This window comes from Moraxella macacae 0408225, from assembly GCF_000320365.1.
Lineage (GTDB): Bacteria > Pseudomonadota > Gammaproteobacteria > Pseudomonadales > Moraxellaceae > Faucicola > Faucicola macacae.
The window spans coordinates 650,630-671,968 of the sequence record NZ_ANIN01000002.1; the positions used below are offsets into that span (position 1 = coordinate 650,630).

The window sequence follows — 21,339 nt, forward strand, 5'->3', positions numbered from 1 at the left end:
AAGTAAAACGTGTCAAAAAAACAAAAAGTATCAGGAAAGTTAAGATACAAAATACAAAAATCGCTGGCTATTATAAAATAAAATCAACAAAAACAAAACAGTTAAAAAATAGTTAAACATCAAACATACAAGTCATCATCATTTAACTTAGCCAATTCATTCATTTTTTTGGCAATGTCTTTATCAATTTTTAACAAAAATTTAAGTTTTTGGGTCAATACAACCGCCGTTTGCCAATCTTGTTGCTTGTAGGCTTGGTGAAATTGTTTGGAAATATCATTGATCCAAAGTTTTAGCTTTTCGATCAATATTGGTAAATCTAAAGCACTCGCTTCATCAAGTTCAATGCGTAAATCCATTGCCAAATCCAAAAAATCCAAATCGCGAATGGATTGGCTTAAATCATACGCTTGCCCGACAAGCTCAAGCAAATGCACCGCTCGGCTATCAGGGAATTTTAAGGTTTGATACGCGTGATTGATTAAGGCCGACATTTGTTCGGCTTTTGCTTGCACCGCACGATCTGTTTGCACATCAGGGTGATGCAGGCTTTGCAACACTCGAAGTTGATTGTCCAGTGCGTTTTGATCTAAATCAAAATCGGTTGGTAAATTAAATAAATCAAAAAAATTCATAAATCATTACTATCAATTATTACCATCAAAAGCTACATTTCATTTTAATTTAAACAGTTAATTTAAACAGTTAAACAGCTAAACGGTCTTAAAGCTAAACTGTAAACGACTCGCCACAACCACACTCGCCTTTTTGATTGGGGTTGATAAACTTAAAACCCTCGTTTAATCCTTCTTTGACAAAATCCATCTGTAAACCGTTTAAATACACCATGCTTTTTGGATCGACAAACACCGACACGCCGTTGCTTTCAAAACGTTTGTCATTGCTGTCAGGATCATCTACAAATTCAAGCACATACGCAAGCCCAGAACAGCCTGCGGTACGCACACCAACACGAATACCCTCGCCATGCCCACGGTTTTGCAAAAAACTTAGAACGTGGTCGGCAGCATCTTGGGTAAGTTGTATCATGATAAACCTCGTTGTTAGCAAATCAGTAATTGTTAACAAATATTAAATTCTTATATTAAATTTTTATAGTAAATTTTTAAAACAACCGTTTTAAATTTTTAACTTAAAACGGTTTTATCAGTGTTTATACTCTGTTTATACTCAATGAGTTTATAACAGTGTTAAAATCAATGTTTAAAATCAATGCTTAGATTAAGCGGATATTTTGGTTTGGTAATCGTCAATCGCCGCTTTAATAGCATCTTCTGCCAACACAGAACAGTGTACTTTTACAGGTGGCAAAGCAAGTTCTTCGGCAATGTCTTTATTTTTGATGGTGCGTGCCTCATCAAGGGTTTTGCCTTTTAACCATTCGGTAACCAGTGAGCTTGATGCAATTGCCGATCCACAGCCGTAAGTTTTAAATTTGGCATCTTGAATAATACCATCATCACCAACTTGAATCTGCAGTCGCATAACATCGCCACACGCAGGGGCTCCAACCATACCTGTACCAACATTTTTGGCGTTTTTGTCAAGGTTGCCAACATTGCGAGGGTTTTCATAATGGTCGATAACTTGTTCTGAATATGCCATTTTTTAGCTCCATTTTGTTAAACTTATTCATTGGGCGTGGTTATTTTTACAATTTTACCTGATGGATAAGTTTATTTTTAAAAAGTTAAGTTTTTTAAGGTTTGTTTAAAAATTAATGTTCCTGCCATTCAACTTTGGTCAAGTCAACCCCTTCTTGATACATATCCCAAAGTGGTGAAAGTTCACGCAATTTTTGTACCGCTTCGCGCATTTGTGCAACAACTTTGTCAATATCCGCTTCGGTGGTATAACGCCCTAAGCTAAAACGAATGCTTGAATGTGCAAGTTCGTCTGATAAACCAAGGGCACGAAGTACATATGATGGTTCAAGGGTTGCTGATGTACACGCCGAACCGCTAGATACAGCAAAATCTTTTAACGCCATCATCAAACTTTCGCCCTCCACAAAATTAAAACTAATATTCACAATATTAGGAATGCTGTGGTTAATATCACCGTTTAAGTAAATTTGTTCTAAATCTTTTAGGCCATTCCATAAACGTTCACGCAATTTGGTGATGTAAGCTTCATCATCTGCCATACGCTCTTTAGCCACTGCAAACGCCTCGCCCATACCCACGATTTGGTGCGTAGCAAGTGTACCAGAACGCATGCCACGTTCATGACCGCCACCGTGCATTTGGGCTTTGATACGCACACGAGGCTTACGGCGTACATATAACGCACCAATTCCTTTTGGGCCGTAGATTTTATGCCCACTAAAACTCATCAAATCCACTTTCATATTTTGTAAATCGATCGGCGTTTTGCCTGCTGCTTGAGCGGCATCAACATGAAAAATAACGCCTTTTTCACGCAAAAACTCACCAATACTTGCCACATCAGTCAGTGTGCCAAGCTCGTTGTTCACCATCATCAAACTTACCAAAATCGTATCTTCGCGCAATGCTTGTTTTAGACTGTCAAGGGTGATTAAGCCTGTTTGTGGCATAGGTTCAAGATAAGTGATCTCAAAACCTTGAGTTTCTAACTCACGACAAGTATCTAATACCGCCTTATGTTCAATTTTACTGGTAATAATGTGTTTGCCTTTGGTGCTGTAAAACTGGGCTGCACCTTTGATTGCTAGGTTGTTTGACTCGGTTGCCCCTGAGGTAAAGACAATTTCACGCGGATCGGCATTCACCAATTCAGCAATTTGTAAACGAGCGTTTTCAACCGCTTCTTCTGCTTGCCAACCAAAACCGTGCGAACGCGATGCAGGATTGCCAAAAACACCATCAAAGGTCAAATATTGCATCATTTTTTGAGCAACCCGTTCATCAACAGGCGTGGTAGCGGCGTAATCTAAGTAAATAAGCTGGCTCATGCTGGCATGTTCTCCAAGGGTTTTTTGTTGGTTTGATAGTTTTTTGAAAGCGATTTTTTTGGAAGTGGCATAGTACCATGTTGCATTGTATTATGTTGCGTTGTACTATGTTGCATAGTATCATGATGCGATGCTTTTTGCTTTACCACTTCGGTATTAATTGTTTTTTCAGTACTGGGTTTTTCAGTACTGGTTTTTTCATGAATTGTTTTGGGTTGCTTTTTTTGGTTACTTTTGTTGTTTTGGTTGTTTTGGTTTTGGGCTTTTTGAGAAAGCTCATCAAATTTTAGTTGAACAACTTGTTCATGGTTTTCTTCTAGCATTTTGCGTTGACGTTCAGCGATATTACGGATATTTTTCTTATGAATCAATTCCGCCAATGTTACATTGGATAAATATTGTTCAATATGATAAGAAAGCCCTGACCACAAATCATGAGTCAAACACATTGCACCGTCTTGACAATTGCCCTCACCCTCACACGCTCGTGCATCTACGGATTCATCTACCGCTGAAATAATGTGCATAATGCTAATTTCATTGAGTGGTTTTGCAATGCGATAACCACCCAAAGCACCGCGCGTACTGACTACCAAGCCTTTTTTACGCAATTTTGAAAATAATTGCTCCAAATAAGAAATGGATATTTCTTGGCGTTTTGCAATATCTGACAAAGACACCGCCACATCGTGCTGACTGTCTTGTAATGCCAAGTCCAACAACGCTGTTACCGCATACCGTCCACGAGTGGTTAACCGCATAACTGCTCCAAAATTTTTTAAAATTCTCTTAAATATCTTTTAAATAAAGACTAACAATCTGACAACCATTCTTGCTAAACTTCTTGCTAAACTCTTACTAAAACATCGCTATATAAACACTTTTGGGTATTATAAACAATTCCGACTTATTTAGTCAAGTTTAAATTTAAGAAATTTTAAAAAATCAATGACTGCTTTTTTAATTGGTTTAACTTTTTTAAGTTTAACTTTTTTAATGGGTTTAATTGATTGTTTTAGCAAAATGACCGATTGGTCATAAACCAACCTATGGTTATGCCAAAAAATGCGTTAGATTAATATTCATGTTAGATTGGTGTTTATGTTGGATTGGTTTTTCAACTCAATCTATATCTATTTTAATCAGGTTTAATCAGGGAGATTTTATGATTTACCATGCCCCCATTCGTGAAATGCAGTTTATTTTAAATGATGTGTTTGATGCCAAGCAGTTTTGGCAAAATAACGAACAATTATCACACTTAGACACAGATACCGTTGGCATGATTTTGCAAGAAATGTCAAAATTTAGCAAAAATGTGCTGTTGCCACTCAATCGCACAGGCGATGAAGAAGGTGCGATGTATTTGGGTGATGGTAAAGTTGCCACACCAAAAGGTTTTAAAGATGCCTTTAAACAATATGCTGATGGCGGCTGGATTGGGCTCGGAGGTGATTTGGCATTTGGCGGTCAAGGCATGCCAAAAATGGTAACCATGCTGTCTGATGAAATGTTATTTTCTACCAATCAATCTTTTGCACTTTATCCAAATTTATCCAGCGGTGCGTGTTTATGCCTGCTTGCCAATGGTTCTGATGAACAGAAAAAAACCTATCTTGAAAAAATTTATTCAGGTGAATGGACAGGCACAATGTGCTTAACCGAACCACACGCAGGGACGGATTTAGGCATTATCAAAACCAAGGCCACACCAAACGATGACGGTTCGTTTAACATTACAGGCACTAAGATTTTTATTACCGCAGGCGAGCATGATTTATCTGATAACATCATTCATTTGGTGCTTGCCAAAACACCAAACGCTCCCGATGACTCAAAAGGCATTTCTTTGTTTGTTGTGCCAAAATTTTTAGTCAAACCAGATGGATCGTTGGGTGAAAGAAACGCTGTACAAGCAGGTTCTATTGAACACAAAATGGGCATTAAGGCATCAGCAACTTGCGTGATGAATTTTGACGGTGCAAAAGGTTGGCTGGTTGGTGCAGAAAACACAGGGCTTGCTGGCATGTTTGTCATGATGAATTATGAACGCTTAACTATGGGATTACAAGGCCTTGGAGCGGCTGAACTTGCTTACCAAAACGCCGCCGCCTATGCCAATGAACGTACGCAAGGCCGTGCTGATAGCGGTATAAAAAACGCCAACAAATCAGCTGACAGTATCATTCATCACGCCGATGTGCGTCGCATGCTGTTAAATGCCAAAGTGATTAGCGAAGCTTCGCGTTGTTTTGCTATGTATGTTGCAAAACAGCTTGACACCGCCAAATTTAGCGACAATAGCGAAACCGCCAAACAAGCCTCGGAGCGTGTTGCATTATTAACCCCCATTGCTAAGGCATTTTTAACCGATCGTGGTTTTGAAGCGAGCATTGATTGTCAACAAGTGTTCGGCGGTCATGGCTATATTCGCGAATGGGGCATGGAACAAATCGTGCGTGATACGCGTATCAGTCAAATTTATGAAGGCACAAATGGCATTCAAGCACTGGATTTATTAGGGCGTAAAGTTGTCAAAAACCGTGGGGCGTTTGTTACAGATTTTGTCAATGAAATCAAAAACTTTTGTGATAATATGGCCACTGATCATGCCATTAAAACCGCCATGTTAACCTCTGCTGATAAATTATTGGATTTAACCACATCAGTGCTTAACAATTTAGATAAAAAAGATGAAATTAATGCCAATGCGGTGGATTATTTACAAGCCTTTGGTTATGTAAGTTTTGCTTATATGTGGGGACTTATGGTAGAAGCATCGGCAAAAAAAGGTGGACAATTTGCAAATGACAAAGCAAACCTTGCCAATTTTTATATCAGTCGCATGTTGCCACGCTTAGACTCCCATATCGCTATGGTAAAAGCCACAAGCACGCCCATGATGGCATTTGATGCAAGTTTTTTTGCCTCAAGCGAATAATTGTGGTTTTATTTAAATAATTATGGTTTTATCTAAAAGTTGCATATTGTTTTAAATACATATTTTGTTTTAAATACATATTTTGTTTTAAATACATATTTTGTTTTAAATACATATTTTGTTTTAAATTACATATTGTTTTAAGCATATTGTTTTAAAAGTTGCATGTTTAAAAAAGAGCTTTAAAAAGGAGCATAACATGAACCCTATAAAATCTTTATCAATTGCCCTACTGTGCGGTATTGGATTATTTTCACAAGCACAAGCCCACGTTACCATTCGCAATTTTGCCAATGGCGTGGATAGCATGTCTGGCAAATCTGACCACTTTCGCCTAAACGTGCCAACCAATCGACATCAAGCCATTACCAAAATAGAGTTTGTTATCCCAACCGAGGTAAAACTGCTGTTTATTCACCCAATGCCAAATTGGACTTATACCACTGAAAAATCCAGCAATGGTGATATCAAAAAAGTTGTCTATACAGGGCGTATGGAAGCAGGAGAATACACCGCTTTTCCGTTTATCGCAAAAAACCCTGCAACACCTGACACAACTGTAAAATACCAAGTTTATATCACCTATGAAGATGGGGTTGTTGTGCCTTTTGATGGTTCAAAAGAGGCCAAGGGTTATCAACCAACGATTTTGTTAAAGTAACCGTTAATTGTAACCATAACTTTGCAAAACATTGACAAATTGATGACTAAAAACCCACAACTTTATCATAATTTATCACTTGATTTATTGTAAAATTTATCGCATGATATCAAAAACCAATTTTTACATTAAATTTTACATTTTTTACATTGAATAAATTTTACATTGATAAATAAATTTAGTTATTTTAGTTTTTAAACAACAAAATGAGGCATGTATGAAAGTATTAGTCGCAGTTAAGCGTGTCGTTGATCATAACGTTAAAATTCGCGTAAAAGCAGACAATTCGGGCGTTGAATTGGCAAATGTCAAAATGTCGCTTAACCCTTTTGACGAAATTGCGGTAGAAGAAGCGGTGCGTTTAAAAGAAAAAGGCGTGGTAACTGAGATTGTCGCAGTGTCAATTGGGGCAAAAGAATCGCAAGAACAACTTCGCAGTGCAATGGCACTTGGTGCAGATCGTGGGATTTTGGTAGAATCCAGCGATCCAGTTCGTCCTTTACAAATTGCCAAACTCTTAAAATCCATTGCCGAATCTGAAAATGCAGATTTGATTTTTCTAGGCAAACAAGCAATTGATGATGACAACAACCAAACCGGTCAAATGTTAGCAGCATTAATGAACATCGGTCAAGGTACATTTGCGTCCAAGGTGAGTGTTGAAAACGGTGCAGTAAAAGTTACGCGCGAAGTTGACGGTGGTTTACAAACGGTTGAGTTGGCATTGCCTGCGGTGATTACCACTGATTTACGCTTAAATGAACCACGTTACATCAAATTGCCAAACATCATGGCCGCTAAGAAAAAACCACTTGACACAAAAACCCCTGCTGATTTTGGGGTAGATACCGCATCAAACATTGAAATTACCAAAGTTGTCCCTCCTGCAGAACGTAAAGCGGGTATCAAAGTGGGTTCGGTTGACATATTGATTGACAAATTAAAAAATGAAGCAAAAGTGATTTGATTAACTTACCTTAACTTAATTTAACTTTATGTTTTATACATCGTTTTAAACGATAAAGAATATTTTAAACGATAAAGAATAAAAGGAAACCCTTATGACTGTTTTAGTTTATGCCGAACACGATAATAACGAATTAAAAAAAGCCACTTTAAACACAATTACCGCAGGGCAAAAAATTGGTTCTGATGTGGTGGTTTTGGTCGCAGGATCGGATTGTGAAGCCGTTGCCACGCAAGCAAGCAAAATCACAGGCGTAAGTAAAGTTTTGTTGGCAGACAATGCGGTATATGCCAATCAATTAGCCGAAAATGTGGCAAAATTGGTCGTTGGTTTGGCAGGTGATTATAGCCATATTTTAGCCTCTGCTACAACAACTGGCAAAAACTTTATGCCACGCGTTGCAGCATTATTAGATGTCAATATGGTGTCTGATATCACCGCTGTGCTTGATGAACAAACCTTTGAACGTCCAATTTATGCAGGCAATGCAATTGCAACTGTAAAAAACACCGAAAACAAAAAAGTCATTACCGTGCGCAGTACCGCATTTGATATGGCAAGCGAAGGTGCACAAGCCCCTATTGAGACGGTTTCTGTGATAGAAGATTTGGCAAAATCAAAATTTGTTGGTGAAGAATTGGCAAAATCCGAACGCCCAGAATTGACATCAGCCGAAATTATCGTATCAGGCGGTCGTGCCTTGGGCAATGGCGAAAATTTCAAAACCTACCTTGAACCATTAGTGGACAAATTGGGTGCAGCCATGGGTGCCTCAAGAGCCGCCGTTGATGCAGGCTATGTGCCAAACGATTTACAAGTGGGGCAAACAGGTAAAATCGTTGCACCGAACTTGTACGTTGCTGTAGGCATTTCAGGGGCAATTCAGCACTTGGCAGGAATGAAAGACTCTAAAGTCATCGTTGCAATTAACAATGATCCAGATGCACCCATTGCTCAAGTGGCAGATTATTTCTTAGAGGGTGATTTATTCCAAATATTGCCAGAATTAACCAGCAAACTTTAATCATAAGTTAATCATAAAATTCTGCTTATAAACAAAAAGCAATTAGAAAATTCTGGTTGCTTTTTTGTCAATTTAACGTTAGGATAAATGCCTAATCACCCAAAACCTGATAAAAACAGCTCTTAATAAAAAATAGATCTTAATAAAAACAGTTTCATAAAATGCCACGCCTTATCACTCAAACTCCGGACGATTTTTTGCTATCATTGCTTGATGAAAATGAACAAACAGATAAACCACCACAAAACCACACACTAAGCCTTGCCGATTATCTACAAACCGTGCAATTGGTGATTCATGAAACCTTGCATAGTGCGTGGGTAAAGGCTGAAATTCGCAGTGTCTCTAGCAAAAGTGGGCATTTTTATTTTGAATTGGCGGACAAAGACACAGATGGTAAAATTAATGCCAGTTGTCGTGGCAATCTGTGGCGATCTAATGCTAACAAGGTGATACGCCGTTTTGAACAAACCACAGGCATAACGCCAGACAAAGGCTTAACTTTGCTGTTTAAAATTAACGCCAATTTTCACCCACAGTACGGTTTTTCGGTAACGATTTTGGATATTGATCCAAGTTTTACCTTAGGTGAAATGGCTCAAAAATACCAACAAATGCTACAAAAACTGGCAGACAATGATTTATTAACCAAAAATCAATCACTTACCACCCCTTTTGACATTCAAAACGTATTGGTCATTGCCCCAGAAAATGCCGCAGGGCTTGGTGATTTTCGAGCGGATGCTGATCGTTTACAACGCACAAAAGCATGCCAATTTTTTTATCAGCACGCCACTTTTCAGGGCAATCACGCCCCTGATAGCATTCAAAAAGCCATTAACACAGGGCTTGAACATTTGCACGCACAACAGATTTTGCCTGATATTTTGGTGATTATTCGCGGAGGCGGTTCGGTTGGTGATTTGGCGTATTTAAATGATTACCAATTGTCGGCTTTTCTTGCCAAATTGCCCTTACCGGTATGGGTTGGCATTGGACATGAACGCGATCGCGTACTGTTAGATGAAGTCGCCCACACCAGTTTTGACACGCCCTCTAAGGTAATTGCCAATATTTATAAACATTTGTCAAGCATTACTCAAGCAGCCAAAAACGCTTTTTTGCAAATTGGAACAATCAGCCAACAACAAATTTTACAGCACAAACAACAAATTAACGCACCATTGTTACAAATTAACCAATTGGCAAAACAACAATTAGCCCTTGCCAAACAACAAACCAATCAACAATTACAGAACATTAAATACCTAAGTTTTCAACAAATCCAACAAGCCAAACAACAATCTGAACAATTGCGTGCCTTGATTTTATTACAAAACCCTAAAAATATTCTTAACCAAGGCTACAGTATTATACGAAATGAACAACAACAAATCATAACCTCTGTCAATCAAATCCAACCAAAGCAAGCCTTAAACATTGAACTAAAAGACGGTATCGTACCAGTTACAGTGGGTTAGTTTTGCTAAAATTGTTTTTAGTTGTTATTTTTTTAGTTGTTATTTTTTTAGTTATTATTAATAGGTGATTTATGAAATCTAAACAAAATTTTCAATCTGCTTATGAGGTGCTGCAACACAACGCCCAACTGTTACAACAAAATCAACAACCAAACATTGATGAACTCATGCAAATTGTCTCCGAATCCATCAGTGCGTATCAAGTTTGTCAAAGTCGGATTTTTGAGGTAGAGCAAGCATTGCAACAAGCGTTTAAGCAACAAGCACTTGACAACTGATATAGGTTATAAAAGTCGGTTAATATCGTTGCTAATCGCCAACAACATAAACGCTCCCATTAGCACCATACCAATGTTTAGCCCTACGATTTGTAGCTGTTCGGATAAAGGCTTACCGCGAATAAGCTCAATAATATAATACACCAAATGTCCGCCATCTAGTACAGGAATGGGCAACAAATTCATCACAGCAAGACTTAGACTAATCATGGCCATAAACGATAAAACCGCTTGCCAACCCATACTCACACTTTGATTGGCAACCTTAGCAATGGTGATCGGCCCTGAAATATTATCCAACCCTATCAGACCTGTAACCATTTTTCCTATAGACTTAACCGTCATCACACTCAAATCATAGGTATGGTTTAATGCTTGGTGCATCGCAGGCAGCGGAGCGTACACCACGGTTTTTTTGTATGCATCAGGAATGTGAATTTCACTGCGCTTCACCCCAGCACCAATTTGTCCATATTCATGCCCCATATTATCCTTGTTAATTTGTGGGATCAGATCCAATGCCACGGTTTTATCCGCACGCAATACTTTAACCGCCAACATTTTTTCAGGATTTTGTTGGATAATTTTGGTAAAACTTATCCAATCGTTAATTGCTTGATTGTTTACCGACAAAATTTTATCATTTGGCTGTAAACCTTGGCGTTGTGCAGGCGTATTCTCGCCAATCTTACCAACAATCGGTTCAATCTGTGGTTGCCACGGTAAAACGCCAAGACTTTCTAGACTGTTTACAGGCTTGCCATCATTTTGCATAAAATCGCCAATCGGCAACTGATAGGAAAATTCGCCCTTAGCATTTTGTACAGTAACTCTGATATTGCCCGTTTCACCCATACGATTAGCCAACGCATAATTGATCGCTTGCCAAGTATCAACCGTTTTGTTGTCAATGGCAATAATTTCATCACCAACTTGTAAAGCAGCCTGACTGGCAGGGCTATTGGCAACAATAGAGCCAATTTTTGTTGACAATTGTTCGCTGGGCGTCATAAACAGCAGCCAATACAAAAAAATCGCAATGATAAAATTCATCATAGGCCCTGCAATGACAATGGCAATTTTTTTTAGCGGGTGTTGATTGTTAAACGCCAAGTGCTTTTCATTGTCCGCAACCTCACCTTCGCGTTCGTCTAACATTTTGACATAACCACCAAGCCAAATGGCAGAAATGGCGTAATTAATGCCTGTTTTTTTGCTCGTCCAATGGAACAGTTTTGGCCCAAAACCGATAGAATAAGTCAACACTTTAACGCCACACAAACGTGCAACGATATAATGCCCCCATTCATGCAAAGCAACCAAAGGGGCTAACACCAACATGGCAGATAAAATAATTAACAAAAAATTCATAAATTACCTTATTTTTTTAATTTTTCTTTACAAAATTAGCAACAAATCCATTTGCCAATTGTCTTGCCAATTGATCCATCGCCAAAATGTCATCGAGCGAACCGATTGTTTGTTGATTAATTTTATTTAACACAGCTTCATTTATATCTGCAATATCCGTCAAACGAATTTTGTTGGCTAAAAACGCCGCCACGGACACTTCATTGCTTGCATTGAGTGCAATGCAAGCGTAACTTCCCGCTTGCATGGCTTGATATGCCAAAGTTAAGCAATGAAATTTTTGTAAATCTGGGGGTAAAAACGTCAAATTGCTTAGGCTAAATAAATCCAACTTCGCCACACCACTTTCAATACGTTCAGGGTATGCCAACGCATGTGCAATTGGGGTTTGCATATTGGGTATGCCAAGCTGAGCGAGCCACGAGCCGTCAACATACTCCACCATAGAGTGAATGATACTTTGCGGATGTATCACCACTTTGATATTGTCCACAGACATACCAAACAAATAACCAGCCTCTATTAATTCCAAACCTTTATTCATCATGGTCGACGAATCCACCGAGATTTTTTGTCCCATCGGCCAGTTTGGGTGTTTTACCGCTTGGGCAATGCTGGCGTTTTGCATGTCTTGATAGCTTTTGTCCAAAAACGCACCACCCGATGCGGTAAGCCACAACTGTTTTATGCCTTTTTTTGGATCGTGAATCGCTTGGCGGTTTTGCTGAACATCGGTTGGCAAACATTGAAAAATCGCATTGTGCTCGCTATCAAGTGGCAACAAAACCGCCCCGGAACGCACTGCTTCTTGTATCATCAATTCACCCGCCATCACCAAGGCTTCTTTATTGGCAAGCAATACCGTTTTACCTGCTTTCACAGCGGATAATGTAGATGACAAGCCTGCCGATCCAACAATAGATGCCACAACCATATCCACATCATCTAGGCTTGCCAATGCATCCAAACCCTGCGATCCTGACAAAATTTCACAAGTTAAATTGGCTTGGTGCAACAAATCTTGAAACCTATCCACTTTATCAGACGGTATACACACATATTTTGGCAAAAAAGTTTGGCAAAGTTTTAGCAGTTTTTCCAAGCGTGAAAAACCCGATAAACCCACAACTTGATAGCGATCTGGGTGTTTTGCAATCACGGATAACGCACTATCGCCAATTGATCCTGTCGCACCGAGAATCGCAATACGTTTTTTCATAATCATTCCTGTGCTTTAGACAACATTATCCGCTTGCGTCATTGGTTTGGCATTTTTTTTCACAACTTTCATATCAATACGCTGTGTACTATCATGTTGCGTATTATCACGCTGTATGTCATTTGAGCCTTCATCATGATTTGTCATAACAAGTTCAACGATGCCACCATTTGCTAAATCACCAAACAAAATCATCTCTGCCAGTGGTTTTTTGATCTCATCTTGAATTAAACGACTCATCGGCCTTGCCCCCATTAAGCGATCATAACCTTTGTTTGCCAAATAAGCTCGCACCGTATCATCAACTTCAAGAATGATTTGCTTATCATCAAGCTGTGCTTGTAACTCTGTTAAGAATTTATCCACAACCGAATCAATCACCAACATATCCAGCGGATTAAAATGAACTATCGCGTCCAAACGGTTACGAAATTCAGGGCTAAATACCCGTTTTATCGCCTCGCTGTTGTCGCGGCTGTGATCTTGCTCGGTAAAGCCCATACTGGCTCGGCTAATGCTATCAGCACCAACATTGGTTGTCATGATTAAAATGACTTGTTTAAAACTTGACGTGCGTCCATTGTTGTCGGTCAATGTACCGTGATCCATGACTTGTAGCAACAGATTAAACACATCAGGGTGAGCTTTTTCAATTTCATCTAACAAGAGCACACAATATGGAAATTGATTGATTTTTTCGGTCAACAGTCCACCTTGATCAAAACCCACATACCCAGGAGGTGCACCAATCAAGCGCGATGCGGTATGAGATTCCATATATTCTGACATATCAAATCGCAACAGTTCAATGCCTAATAAATTTGCCAATTGTCGACTAACTTCGGTTTTGCCCACACCTGTTGGCCCTGCAAACATAAACGATCCGATCGGCTTGTTATCAGGTTTTAACCCAGCTCTGGATAATTTAATCGCATCTACCAAGGTTTTGATTGCATCGTCTTGTCCAAATACCAAATGTTTTAGATTTTCCTCAAGGTTTTTTAAATTTTCCTTATCATCGCTAGAAACGGTTTTTTCAGGAATACGTGCAATTTTGGCAATGATTTTTTCGATGTCCGCTGTGTCAATCATTGGCATTTGTTCGGTTTTGTCCAACTCAATGGTTTTGTCTATAATGGTTTTGTCCAACTCAATGCCAGTAGCATTATTTTGTAAACGCACAAACGCCCCTGCTTCATCAATTACATCAATGGCTTTGTCGGGCAAAAAACGCTCATGAATGTGTTTCACTGACAAATGAACAGCCGTTTTTAATGCGTTATCGCTATATTTAACGCGGTGAAATTGTTCATAATGCAACTTTAAACCGTGCAAAATCGCAATGGTGTCATCGATACCGGGTTCATTGACATCAATTTTTTGAAAACGCCGTGCCAAAGAATGATCTTTTTCAAACACTTGGCGGTATTCTACAAATGTGGTCGATCCAATACAGCGTAAACTGCCATTTGCCAGTGCAGGTTTTAGCAAATTTGACACGTCCATCGTACTGTTCATAGAGGATCCTGCACCAATTATCATATGAATTTCATCAATAAACAAAATCACATTCGGCGTGCTTTTGAGTTCATCAAGCAAGGCTTTAATGCGTTTTTCAAAATCACCGCGAAATTTTGTCCCTGCGATCAACCCACCAATATCAAGAGCATAGATCTCACAGTCTTGTAGCGGTTTTGGGGCTTTGTCATTGACAATCAGCCACGCAAGCCCTTCAGCAATAGACGTTTTACCAACCCCCGGATCGCCTACCAACAAGGGGTTGTTTTTACGGCGCCGACATAAAATTTGGGCGGTGCGTTCAATTTCAGCATGGCGTCCGATTAACGGATCGGTATTGCCTAGGCGGGCTTTTTCGTTTAAATTTTGCGTATATTGCAATAAAGCAGATTCACTGGTATTTTTAGGTTTGTCGTTGGGCGTTTGTACATCGTCATCATTTTCAGAAAGTGCTTGGTTGCCATGCGATAAATATTGGGTTAGCTCAAGTCTGGTAATGCCTTGTTTTTTTAACAAATACACAGCATAAACGTCATTTTCAGCAAACATAGACACCAACAAATCCGCCCCCTCTACCAAGCGTGGCGTTGCACCAGACTGTACATGAAATACCGCTCGCTGAATGGTACGGTCAAAACCGCGTGTGTGTTGTGGTACATGACTTGCATTTTGGATCGTTGCCACATTTTTGGCAATATAGTTGGTTAATTCTTGCTCCAAAACATCTAAATCCGCCTTGCAAGCTACCAAACACTCAATTACACTTTCATTTTTGTCAATCAATCCCAACAATAAATGCTCAAGGGTTAAATACTCATGACGCTGTTCTGATGCAGACAGTAAAATGCGTTGTAAATCTTTTTGTAAAGCCAAACTAATCATTGATTTTCCTTAGAATAAAAACACAAATTATTCATCACTATAAAGCCTAAAGTGGCTAAAATCAAGGTAATTTTAGTAAGGCTTAAACGACAACTGGCAAACAATCCATCGCACAATCCTTTCAGCCATTCAAGCCAACTTAAATTAGCAAGGTTAATTAGCAAGGCTCTACCAAGGCCAGCAGCGGATAGCCTGCTTTGCGTGCAGCCGTATTAACCGCCCAGGATTTGGTTTCAGCAATATCACGCGAATACACGCCTGCAACACCCCGCCCTTCGCGATGCACCGCCAACATAACCTCTAATGCTTTAACCATTGGCATTTGAAAACAATCCATCAGCACCTCTACCACAAAACCCATTGGCGTATAATCATCATTATACAAAACCACTGCAAAATACTGTGGCTCTTCTGTCTTAAGCTCTGGAGCCAATAACAGATCCGTGTCTTGCTCGTTGTCATTATCCAAATGACAACAGGGCAACATTGGTAAAATTTTAAAAGTTGGCAAAAAATGCATTTTCGTGTTGGTCATATTTTAACACCAGCTTATTTGGTTTATTGTTGTTTGGTTTGTTGTTTGGCTTGTTGTTCCGCTTCGATCGCTGCAATTGGACGTTTGTCCAGTTCGGATAATTCTTCTAGTGAGTAAGGCAAATCAGCAACCGGTTGTCCATATTGCCAATCATAAATCTGCTCAATGGTTTGCCCTGCCACCGAAAGCTCCAGTTTGGCTTGTTTTGGTTTAAAATCCTTTGGCATCACAAAACGCCCACGAATTAACACAACACCGTTAATGCCATAATTTTTTGGTTCAAGTGGCACTTCCACCATATTCACGTCATCAAGCAAGGTAAGTTTTGGTGTCAGCAGCCGCTCTTGATTGCCACTATCCACCATGCCAACATCAAAACGATATTCATAGGCATTTTCAGGCAAGGGGGCTATTTTTGCACCGATAATCTGTAACGTCATACCGCCTTTGCTAGCCAAACTTTCGGTCAAAAACGCCCGGCTTTGTTGCAATTGTAAATTGGTAATATGCAACTTGTTCATATCATCGCGCAGTTTTTCCAAATTTGCCAAACTGATATCGCGTTCTTGTTGGGCGGTATTGACTTGATTTTGTAGCGTGTCTACTTTGAGTTTTAAGGCTTTGATGTTTTGCGTTGATGCTTCTTCACCATTGCCAGTTAGCCGATCTTCAATACTATGGCTAACACCGCGACTATAACCAATTTTTTGTCCAAGAATCATTCCCATGACTGCCACAATCACCAAACTTGTTACAAATGCCAACAACACTCCTGACATATTCAGCGCAGATTTTTCACTTTTAACAATGTCATCAGCTTCGTCAAGGATAGTAGGATCAGGATTAATAGAATCAGAATTTGTTGTTGCACCAAAAGTGGATTTGCTTGGATCAACCATAGTTATTCAAAACCAATCAAAGTTAAAATTAATTGCACATTATAACCAATTCATATAAAAATTTATCGTTTTTTTACATTTTTTTTGCAAAACTTGTCCAAATCGCTAAAAATTGTCAAAACTAAAAATTGTCAAAAACAACGCAATTTAAGCTATAATACGCTTATTCTTAGCTTTTATTCTTTAGCTTTTTTAGTTTTTTAATTTTTAAGGTAATATTATGTTGAAAGAAAATGACAACATTAAATCGGTGCGGTTTCGCAAATTACAAAAGAAAATCCGCCGTCAAGTATCACACGCCATTCACGATTATAACATGATAGAAAATGGTGATGTGGTTATGGTGTGTATTTCAGGGGGCAAAGACAGTTTCACCTTGCTTGATATACTGCTGTTTTTAAAAAACATCGCACCGATTAGTTTTGATGTGGTGGCGGTAAATCTTGACCAAAAACAACCAAATTTTCCAGAAGATGTTTTACCCAATTATCTTAGCCAACACCAAATTCCTTATTATATTTTGGAAAAAGACACTTACAGCATTGTCAAAAGCATCGTGCCTGAGGGCAAAACTTATTGCTCGGCGTGCTCTCGCTTGCGTCGCGGTTCGTTGTACGGCTTTGCCAAACAAATCGGTGCAACCAAAATTGCCCTTGGACATCATAGAGATGACATTATGGCAACGTTTTTTCTAAATTTATTTCACGGTGGCAGTTTAAAAGCCATGCCTCCTAAATTGTTGTCTGACGATGAACAAAATGTACTTATCCGCCCACTTGCTTATGTAGAAGAAAAAGACATCATCAAATATGCCAATTATAAACAATTTCCGATTATTCCGTGCAATTTGTGTGGCAGTCAAGAAAACCTACAGCGCGCTATGATAAACGAAATGCTGCAAACGTGGGATAAACAATACCCAAATCGCCTAAACTCAATTTTTGGTGCGCTACAAAATGTTGCACCATCACAGCTTGCCGATAGAAATTTGTTTGATTTTGAAAATTTGGCATTAAACCGTAACGCGTTACCAAGCGTGTTTGAGGGTGAAAACATTCAAGCAGGACAAATCAGTGCAAGTTTACAACAAAAAGGCATACCAGCCGCCCCTAAGGTACAAACGTTTGATCCAAACAACCCAACACACCTGAAAAAAGTCGCAAAACTCAATAAAATCCCAACGATAAATCCGCTGATTTAGTGCTTGCTTTTTAACATTTTGCTTTTAAAATTTTTAATTTTTAAGATTTTTAGTTTTTAAGATTTTTGCTTTTAACACTTGACACCTTCAATCAAGTGTTAAAACAGTCAGTGCTAAAACGGTAAACTCAAAACAACATTTCTAATCGCACCAATCCGCCAAATTCATGCGCACGCTTATCGCGTTTATTATTCAAATAATCAAGATCTGTTTGCAAAAATAACCACTTACGCCAAATCGGTTGTCGCCATGACACAACTGTGCCTATGCGGTTAATATTGGCATGATAATCATTGACAAAACCACTGGCATACAGCCCATAACTCAACTTTTGTTGATTTTTATAATAACGTGTTTGTAATAACGAGGCATTCCAGTTTAAATCATCATCACGATTTTCATGATATTCAAGGTTAATAGGTGCACTAATGTCAATGTTTTCGCTTTGTTGATAACGCCCTTCCCAGTGGCTAAAAAATTCATTTTTACCGCGTTTGCTATAGCGATAGGTTTGTTCGGTAACAAGTTTGGTTTTATCACCAAATTGCCAATCTTTGCCAATTTTTAAACGCACAAACACATTGCCACGCGAACGAATACCCACATCAAAATCAGTTTTAAAGGGCAGTTGTTCACTAAAATCCGACCAACGCACCGCCAATGATGCATTGTTTTGCGTGTCGATTTTTTCTGTTGGTGATGTTGCATTCAGATCGCCTGTGCGTTTGGTTGCTGATTTTTTTGGCAATGCCAAGCGCGTTTTTTGGCTTTGATCCTCCTCCAATCTGTCATCACCAAACACAACGCTTAATTTTCGCTCAAGTGTCGGTAATTTTACCTTGCCACGCAAACGGATCTTGCTGCGCACGCCGCCTGTTTGACTCCAATTGTTATCTATAATAACGCGCAAGTTTGCCTTTGCAGGATTATTAGGATCGGTCATGCCAAACCACGTGTCCAGTTTATGGGCGGTTTTATTAAGGCTTGCACTAAGGCTGTTTTGTTGTTGCTCCACCCAGTCATTTTTTGGCGTTGTGTCGGGCAACAAAAAACCATCAGCCGATGCCTGTTGACAAAATCCAACAGATATTAATGCGAACAATCCAAACGCATGTAACCCAAACGCATATCCAATGTGATTAAACGATTTGTTGTCATTGTTTGTTGTCATTTTTTACCATGCAATTTTTTTACCATGCAATTTTGCGTTTGCTATGCTTGATCGCTTGTTTGGTTTGACAGCTTTGTTATAATGATAGCTTTTTGATAATGATAGCTTAGTGGTAATTATAGGACAAAGTTTGCCATTTTTGTAAAAATCTTACAACTATTTTGTTAAAATAAAGGTTGGTTCGTTAAGCAACAAGGATAAAAAGGAGTAAACATGCACAAAATTTTAATTGCCAATCAAAAAGGTGGCTGTGGCAAAACCACGATTGCCACAACCCTTGCAGTTGCAATTGCCAAACAAGCAACAACACAAGAATCTCAAGTATTTTTGGCAGATACTGACAGTCAAAAATCAAGCCTACGTTGGTTAAAAATCCGCCCAAAAACCGCTTTGCCAATTGTTGGTTTGGATTGGCGGGACGAACGCGATATTGGCAACCTACCAAACAATGCCAACGCACAAGATTGGTTAATTATCGACGGTCAAGGGGCAATGAGTGGTGAAAAACTGTCGCAATTGGTGAACGAATGTCAACTAATTATCATACCAACATTGCCCTCATTTTTTGATACCGACAGCACCAAACGTTTTTTAAAACAGCTTCATGAAATAAAACGGATAAAAAAAGGCAAAGTTGGCATTCATGTATTGGTCAATCGGGTGCGTGGCCAATTGCTCACAGATGGATCTCCAAACACAAAGCTACAACAATGTTTTGCCAATATCGATACACAGCCACTTGCATGGATAACAGAACGCAGTGTTTATCAACTTTTGTCCGAAACTGGCTTAACCGTGTTTGACAAACACCAAAAATCCTACCGTAAAATACAACACCAGTGGCAAGCGGTATTGGATATTTTGCCAACCGATTGTGCCACTAAAGCCAAAACCATACCAAAATCGACCAATCAAACTTGGTATTAAGCATTTTAGTGAACTTTATCAATCATCACAGTTACCCCTTTTGGTTGCAATACCACAGGACTGCTTTGCAAATCGCCTTTTTGGGCGGTGGCATCGCCCGATGTGCTAATGCGTGCCGTTACCAACAGTGGTTTTTTGGCGTTGAGTGCTTGGCTTAAGCGTTCGGTTGGCATAATGCTGTCATTGTCGCTAATCTTAATGGTTAAACCGTCTTTGGTTAAAGCATCTGCTGAAAGTTTTTTGGCTGCAACAGGTATGCCACCTTGGGCTGCACGAATGCTAACAAACAAGGTATCGCCTTTTTTCACGCGCCCTAAAATTTCAGGCGTGATACTCACTTTAATCTCAACCGCTTGCTTGCTTTTGGCTTGTTGTTCGTTGATATTTTGTTCAAGTTCGTTTAGGCTTTGAATCGCTTGGCTGTGATCGCCTGATCGTGCCAAAATATCGGTTTTTAGCAGCTGAACCCAGTTGCGTGCGCTGTCATAATTGCCCTCGCGCATTTCGCCCATTGCCATAAGCATTTGTGCCCCTTGGTGTTTTGGATTTTGTTTTAACAAATTGGTCAATATTTGTCGACTTTCTGTGTTTAACATACCACCTTGGCCAAAAAAACTGCTTTGCGCGTAAGCGAGTGCAATTTGTTCATCATCAGGCTGCAACCGATAGGCTCTGGCAAGGCTTTCAATCGATTGCTCGGAGGCTTCAAACATCGCATAAACTTGCGACATGCGAAACCAACGCATGGGATCGGTGGCATGATGATGTACATTGGTTTGCAACGTGTTCACAAAACCCAACAAGTTTTTACTCACCGACTCAGGAGGCGTCTGAATCGCCCCTGTCAACAAATCATCTGCCACTTTTCCCATACTGTCTTGAGCTTGCCAAAGTTTAAACGTCTCCGATCGATCGGCAATCAAATAATACGCCATTGCCACCAAACACGGAATCCAAATGATAAAAATCAGGCGACTTTTGGCATTGGGAATAAAACGATGGGCGTTTAACGTTTCATCAATATCAAGCAACTGGCGCTCCAATGCCAGTTTTTGACTGTCGTAGGTGATTTTGTCAATTTGTTGCTGTAAAAAATCCTCTTCCAGTTCAGCCAGGCGCTGTTTAAACACGTCAATATTTAAGGTTAATAGCTGATTGTCCTGCTCTTGATTGTTTTGCTCTTGATTGTTTTGTGCTGATTTTGCCAAATTGGTTGACAAATTGCCAAACCACGGCCACAATGCAATCACAGCCAACACAAGCACCATCACAATTGCACATACAATAAAAACCACAAAAGTTGGCATA

19 protein-coding genes and 1 pseudogene are annotated in these 21,339 nt (G+C 39.4%); 8 read left to right on the forward strand and 12 right to left on the reverse strand.

Features of this window, described 5'->3' with window-relative positions; translation table 11 throughout:
- Positions 1-119: 119 nt before the first annotated feature.
- The 5 genes and pseudogenes from hscB to MOMA_RS09985 form a co-directional block, all read right to left on the reverse strand.
- The gene (hscB, locus tag MOMA_RS08425; protein WP_009502110.1) at positions 120-635 is read right to left on the reverse strand and encodes a Fe-S protein assembly co-chaperone HscB; all 516 of its coding nucleotides are present in this window, start codon (positions 633-635) and stop codon (positions 120-122) included.
- Between the two features lie 94 nt (positions 636-729).
- Positions 730-1,050 carry an iron-sulfur cluster assembly protein IscA gene (iscA, locus tag MOMA_RS08430; protein WP_009502111.1) on the reverse strand — a complete coding sequence of 107 codons (321 nt, stop codon included), beginning with the start codon at positions 1,048-1,050 and terminating at the stop codon, positions 730-732.
- Positions 1,051-1,242: 192 nt separating this feature from the next.
- Complete coding sequence (iscU, locus tag MOMA_RS08435; RefSeq protein ID WP_009502112.1) at positions 1,243-1,626, reverse strand: Fe-S cluster assembly scaffold IscU; 384 nt, start codon at positions 1,624-1,626, stop codon at positions 1,243-1,245.
- Positions 1,627-1,738: 112 nt separating this feature from the next.
- Positions 1,739-2,956: an IscS subfamily cysteine desulfurase gene (locus tag MOMA_RS08440; RefSeq protein ID WP_009502113.1), complete on the reverse strand. Its 1,218-nt coding sequence runs from the start codon at positions 2,954-2,956 to the stop codon at positions 1,739-1,741.
- 329 nt (positions 2,957-3,285) lie between these two features.
- Positions 3,286-3,717 (reverse strand): annotated as a pseudogene (locus tag MOMA_RS09985) (Rrf2 family transcriptional regulator); the annotation flags it as partial.
- Positions 3,718-4,121: 404 nt separating this feature from the next.
- Between MOMA_RS09985 and MOMA_RS08450 the strand changes: the two are divergent.
- From MOMA_RS08450 to xseB, 6 genes are all read left to right on the forward strand, one after another.
- Positions 4,122-5,897: an acyl-CoA dehydrogenase C-terminal domain-containing protein gene (locus MOMA_RS08450; RefSeq protein ID WP_009502115.1), complete on the forward strand. Its 1,776-nt coding sequence runs from the start codon at positions 4,122-4,124 to the stop codon at positions 5,895-5,897.
- A gap of 199 nt (positions 5,898-6,096) precedes the next feature.
- The gene (locus MOMA_RS08455; RefSeq protein WP_009502116.1) at positions 6,097-6,558 is read left to right on the forward strand and encodes a DUF1775 domain-containing protein; all 462 of its coding nucleotides are present in this window, start codon (positions 6,097-6,099) and stop codon (positions 6,556-6,558) included.
- A gap of 217 nt (positions 6,559-6,775) precedes the next feature.
- Positions 6,776-7,525 carry an electron transfer flavoprotein subunit beta/FixA family protein gene (locus MOMA_RS08460; protein WP_009502117.1) on the forward strand — a complete coding sequence of 250 codons (750 nt, stop codon included), beginning with the start codon at positions 6,776-6,778 and terminating at the stop codon, positions 7,523-7,525.
- 94 nt (positions 7,526-7,619) lie between these two features.
- Positions 7,620-8,549 carry an electron transfer flavoprotein subunit alpha/FixB family protein gene (locus MOMA_RS08465; RefSeq protein ID WP_009502118.1) on the forward strand — a complete coding sequence of 310 codons (930 nt, stop codon included), beginning with the start codon at positions 7,620-7,622 and terminating at the stop codon, positions 8,547-8,549.
- Positions 8,550-8,710: 161 nt separating this feature from the next.
- Positions 8,711-10,030 carry an exodeoxyribonuclease VII large subunit gene (gene xseA / locus MOMA_RS08470; protein ID WP_009502119.1) on the forward strand — a complete coding sequence of 440 codons (1,320 nt, stop codon included), beginning with the start codon at positions 8,711-8,713 and terminating at the stop codon, positions 10,028-10,030.
- A gap of 71 nt (positions 10,031-10,101) precedes the next feature.
- Positions 10,102-10,308 (forward strand): exodeoxyribonuclease VII small subunit, encoded by a 207-nt coding sequence (gene xseB, locus MOMA_RS08475; protein ID WP_009502120.1) that lies wholly within the window; start codon positions 10,102-10,104, stop codon positions 10,306-10,308.
- A 6-nt stretch (positions 10,309-10,314) separates the two neighbouring features.
- Here the strand turns inward: xseB and rseP are convergent, their stop codons facing one another.
- The 5 genes from rseP to MOMA_RS08500 all read right to left on the reverse strand — a co-directional run bounded on the left by rseP (position 10,315) and on the right by MOMA_RS08500 (position 16,732).
- A complete protein-coding gene (gene rseP, locus MOMA_RS08480; protein WP_009502121.1) occupies positions 10,315-11,679 on the reverse strand; it encodes an RIP metalloprotease RseP in 1,365 nt (454 codons plus the stop codon).
- 16 nt (positions 11,680-11,695) lie between these two features.
- Entirely contained in the window at positions 11,696-12,898 is a 1,203-nt protein-coding gene (gene ispC / locus MOMA_RS08485) for a 1-deoxy-D-xylulose-5-phosphate reductoisomerase (RefSeq protein ID WP_009502122.1), read from the reverse strand.
- Between the two features lie 15 nt (positions 12,899-12,913).
- Positions 12,914-15,298, reverse strand: coding sequence for an ATP-dependent Clp protease ATP-binding subunit ClpA (gene clpA / locus MOMA_RS08490; protein ID WP_009502123.1), 2,385 nt, complete (start codon positions 15,296-15,298; stop codon positions 12,914-12,916).
- Positions 15,299-15,455: 157 nt separating this feature from the next.
- Positions 15,456-15,833 (reverse strand): ATP-dependent Clp protease adaptor ClpS, encoded by a 378-nt coding sequence (locus tag MOMA_RS08495; protein WP_009502124.1) that lies wholly within the window; start codon positions 15,831-15,833, stop codon positions 15,456-15,458.
- Between the two features lie 23 nt (positions 15,834-15,856).
- Positions 15,857-16,732 carry a hypothetical protein gene (locus MOMA_RS08500; protein ID WP_009502125.1) on the reverse strand — a complete coding sequence of 292 codons (876 nt, stop codon included), beginning with the start codon at positions 16,730-16,732 and terminating at the stop codon, positions 15,857-15,859.
- Positions 16,733-16,952: 220 nt separating this feature from the next.
- Here MOMA_RS08500 and ttcA point away from each other — a divergent pair, with 220 nt between their 5' ends.
- The gene (gene ttcA, locus MOMA_RS08505; protein WP_009502126.1) at positions 16,953-17,933 is read left to right on the forward strand and encodes a tRNA 2-thiocytidine(32) synthetase TtcA; all 981 of its coding nucleotides are present in this window, start codon (positions 16,953-16,955) and stop codon (positions 17,931-17,933) included.
- Between the two features lie 127 nt (positions 17,934-18,060).
- Here the strand turns inward: ttcA and MOMA_RS08510 are convergent, their stop codons facing one another.
- A complete protein-coding gene (locus tag MOMA_RS08510) occupies positions 18,061-19,104 on the reverse strand; it encodes a hypothetical protein (RefSeq protein WP_009502127.1) in 1,044 nt (347 codons plus the stop codon).
- A 213-nt stretch (positions 19,105-19,317) separates the two neighbouring features.
- Here MOMA_RS08510 and MOMA_RS08515 point away from each other — a divergent pair, with 213 nt between their 5' ends.
- On the forward strand, positions 19,318-20,031 hold the full coding sequence (locus MOMA_RS08515) for a ParA family protein (RefSeq protein ID WP_009502128.1): 714 nt from the start codon (positions 19,318-19,320) through the stop codon (positions 20,029-20,031).
- Between the two features lie 5 nt (positions 20,032-20,036).
- On the opposite strand, the gene ccmI is transcribed toward MOMA_RS08515, so the two are convergent.
- A complete protein-coding gene (gene ccmI / locus MOMA_RS08520; protein ID WP_009502129.1) occupies positions 20,037-21,338 on the reverse strand; it encodes a c-type cytochrome biogenesis protein CcmI in 1,302 nt (433 codons plus the stop codon).
- Between the last annotated feature and the right edge of the window lies 1 nt (position 21,339).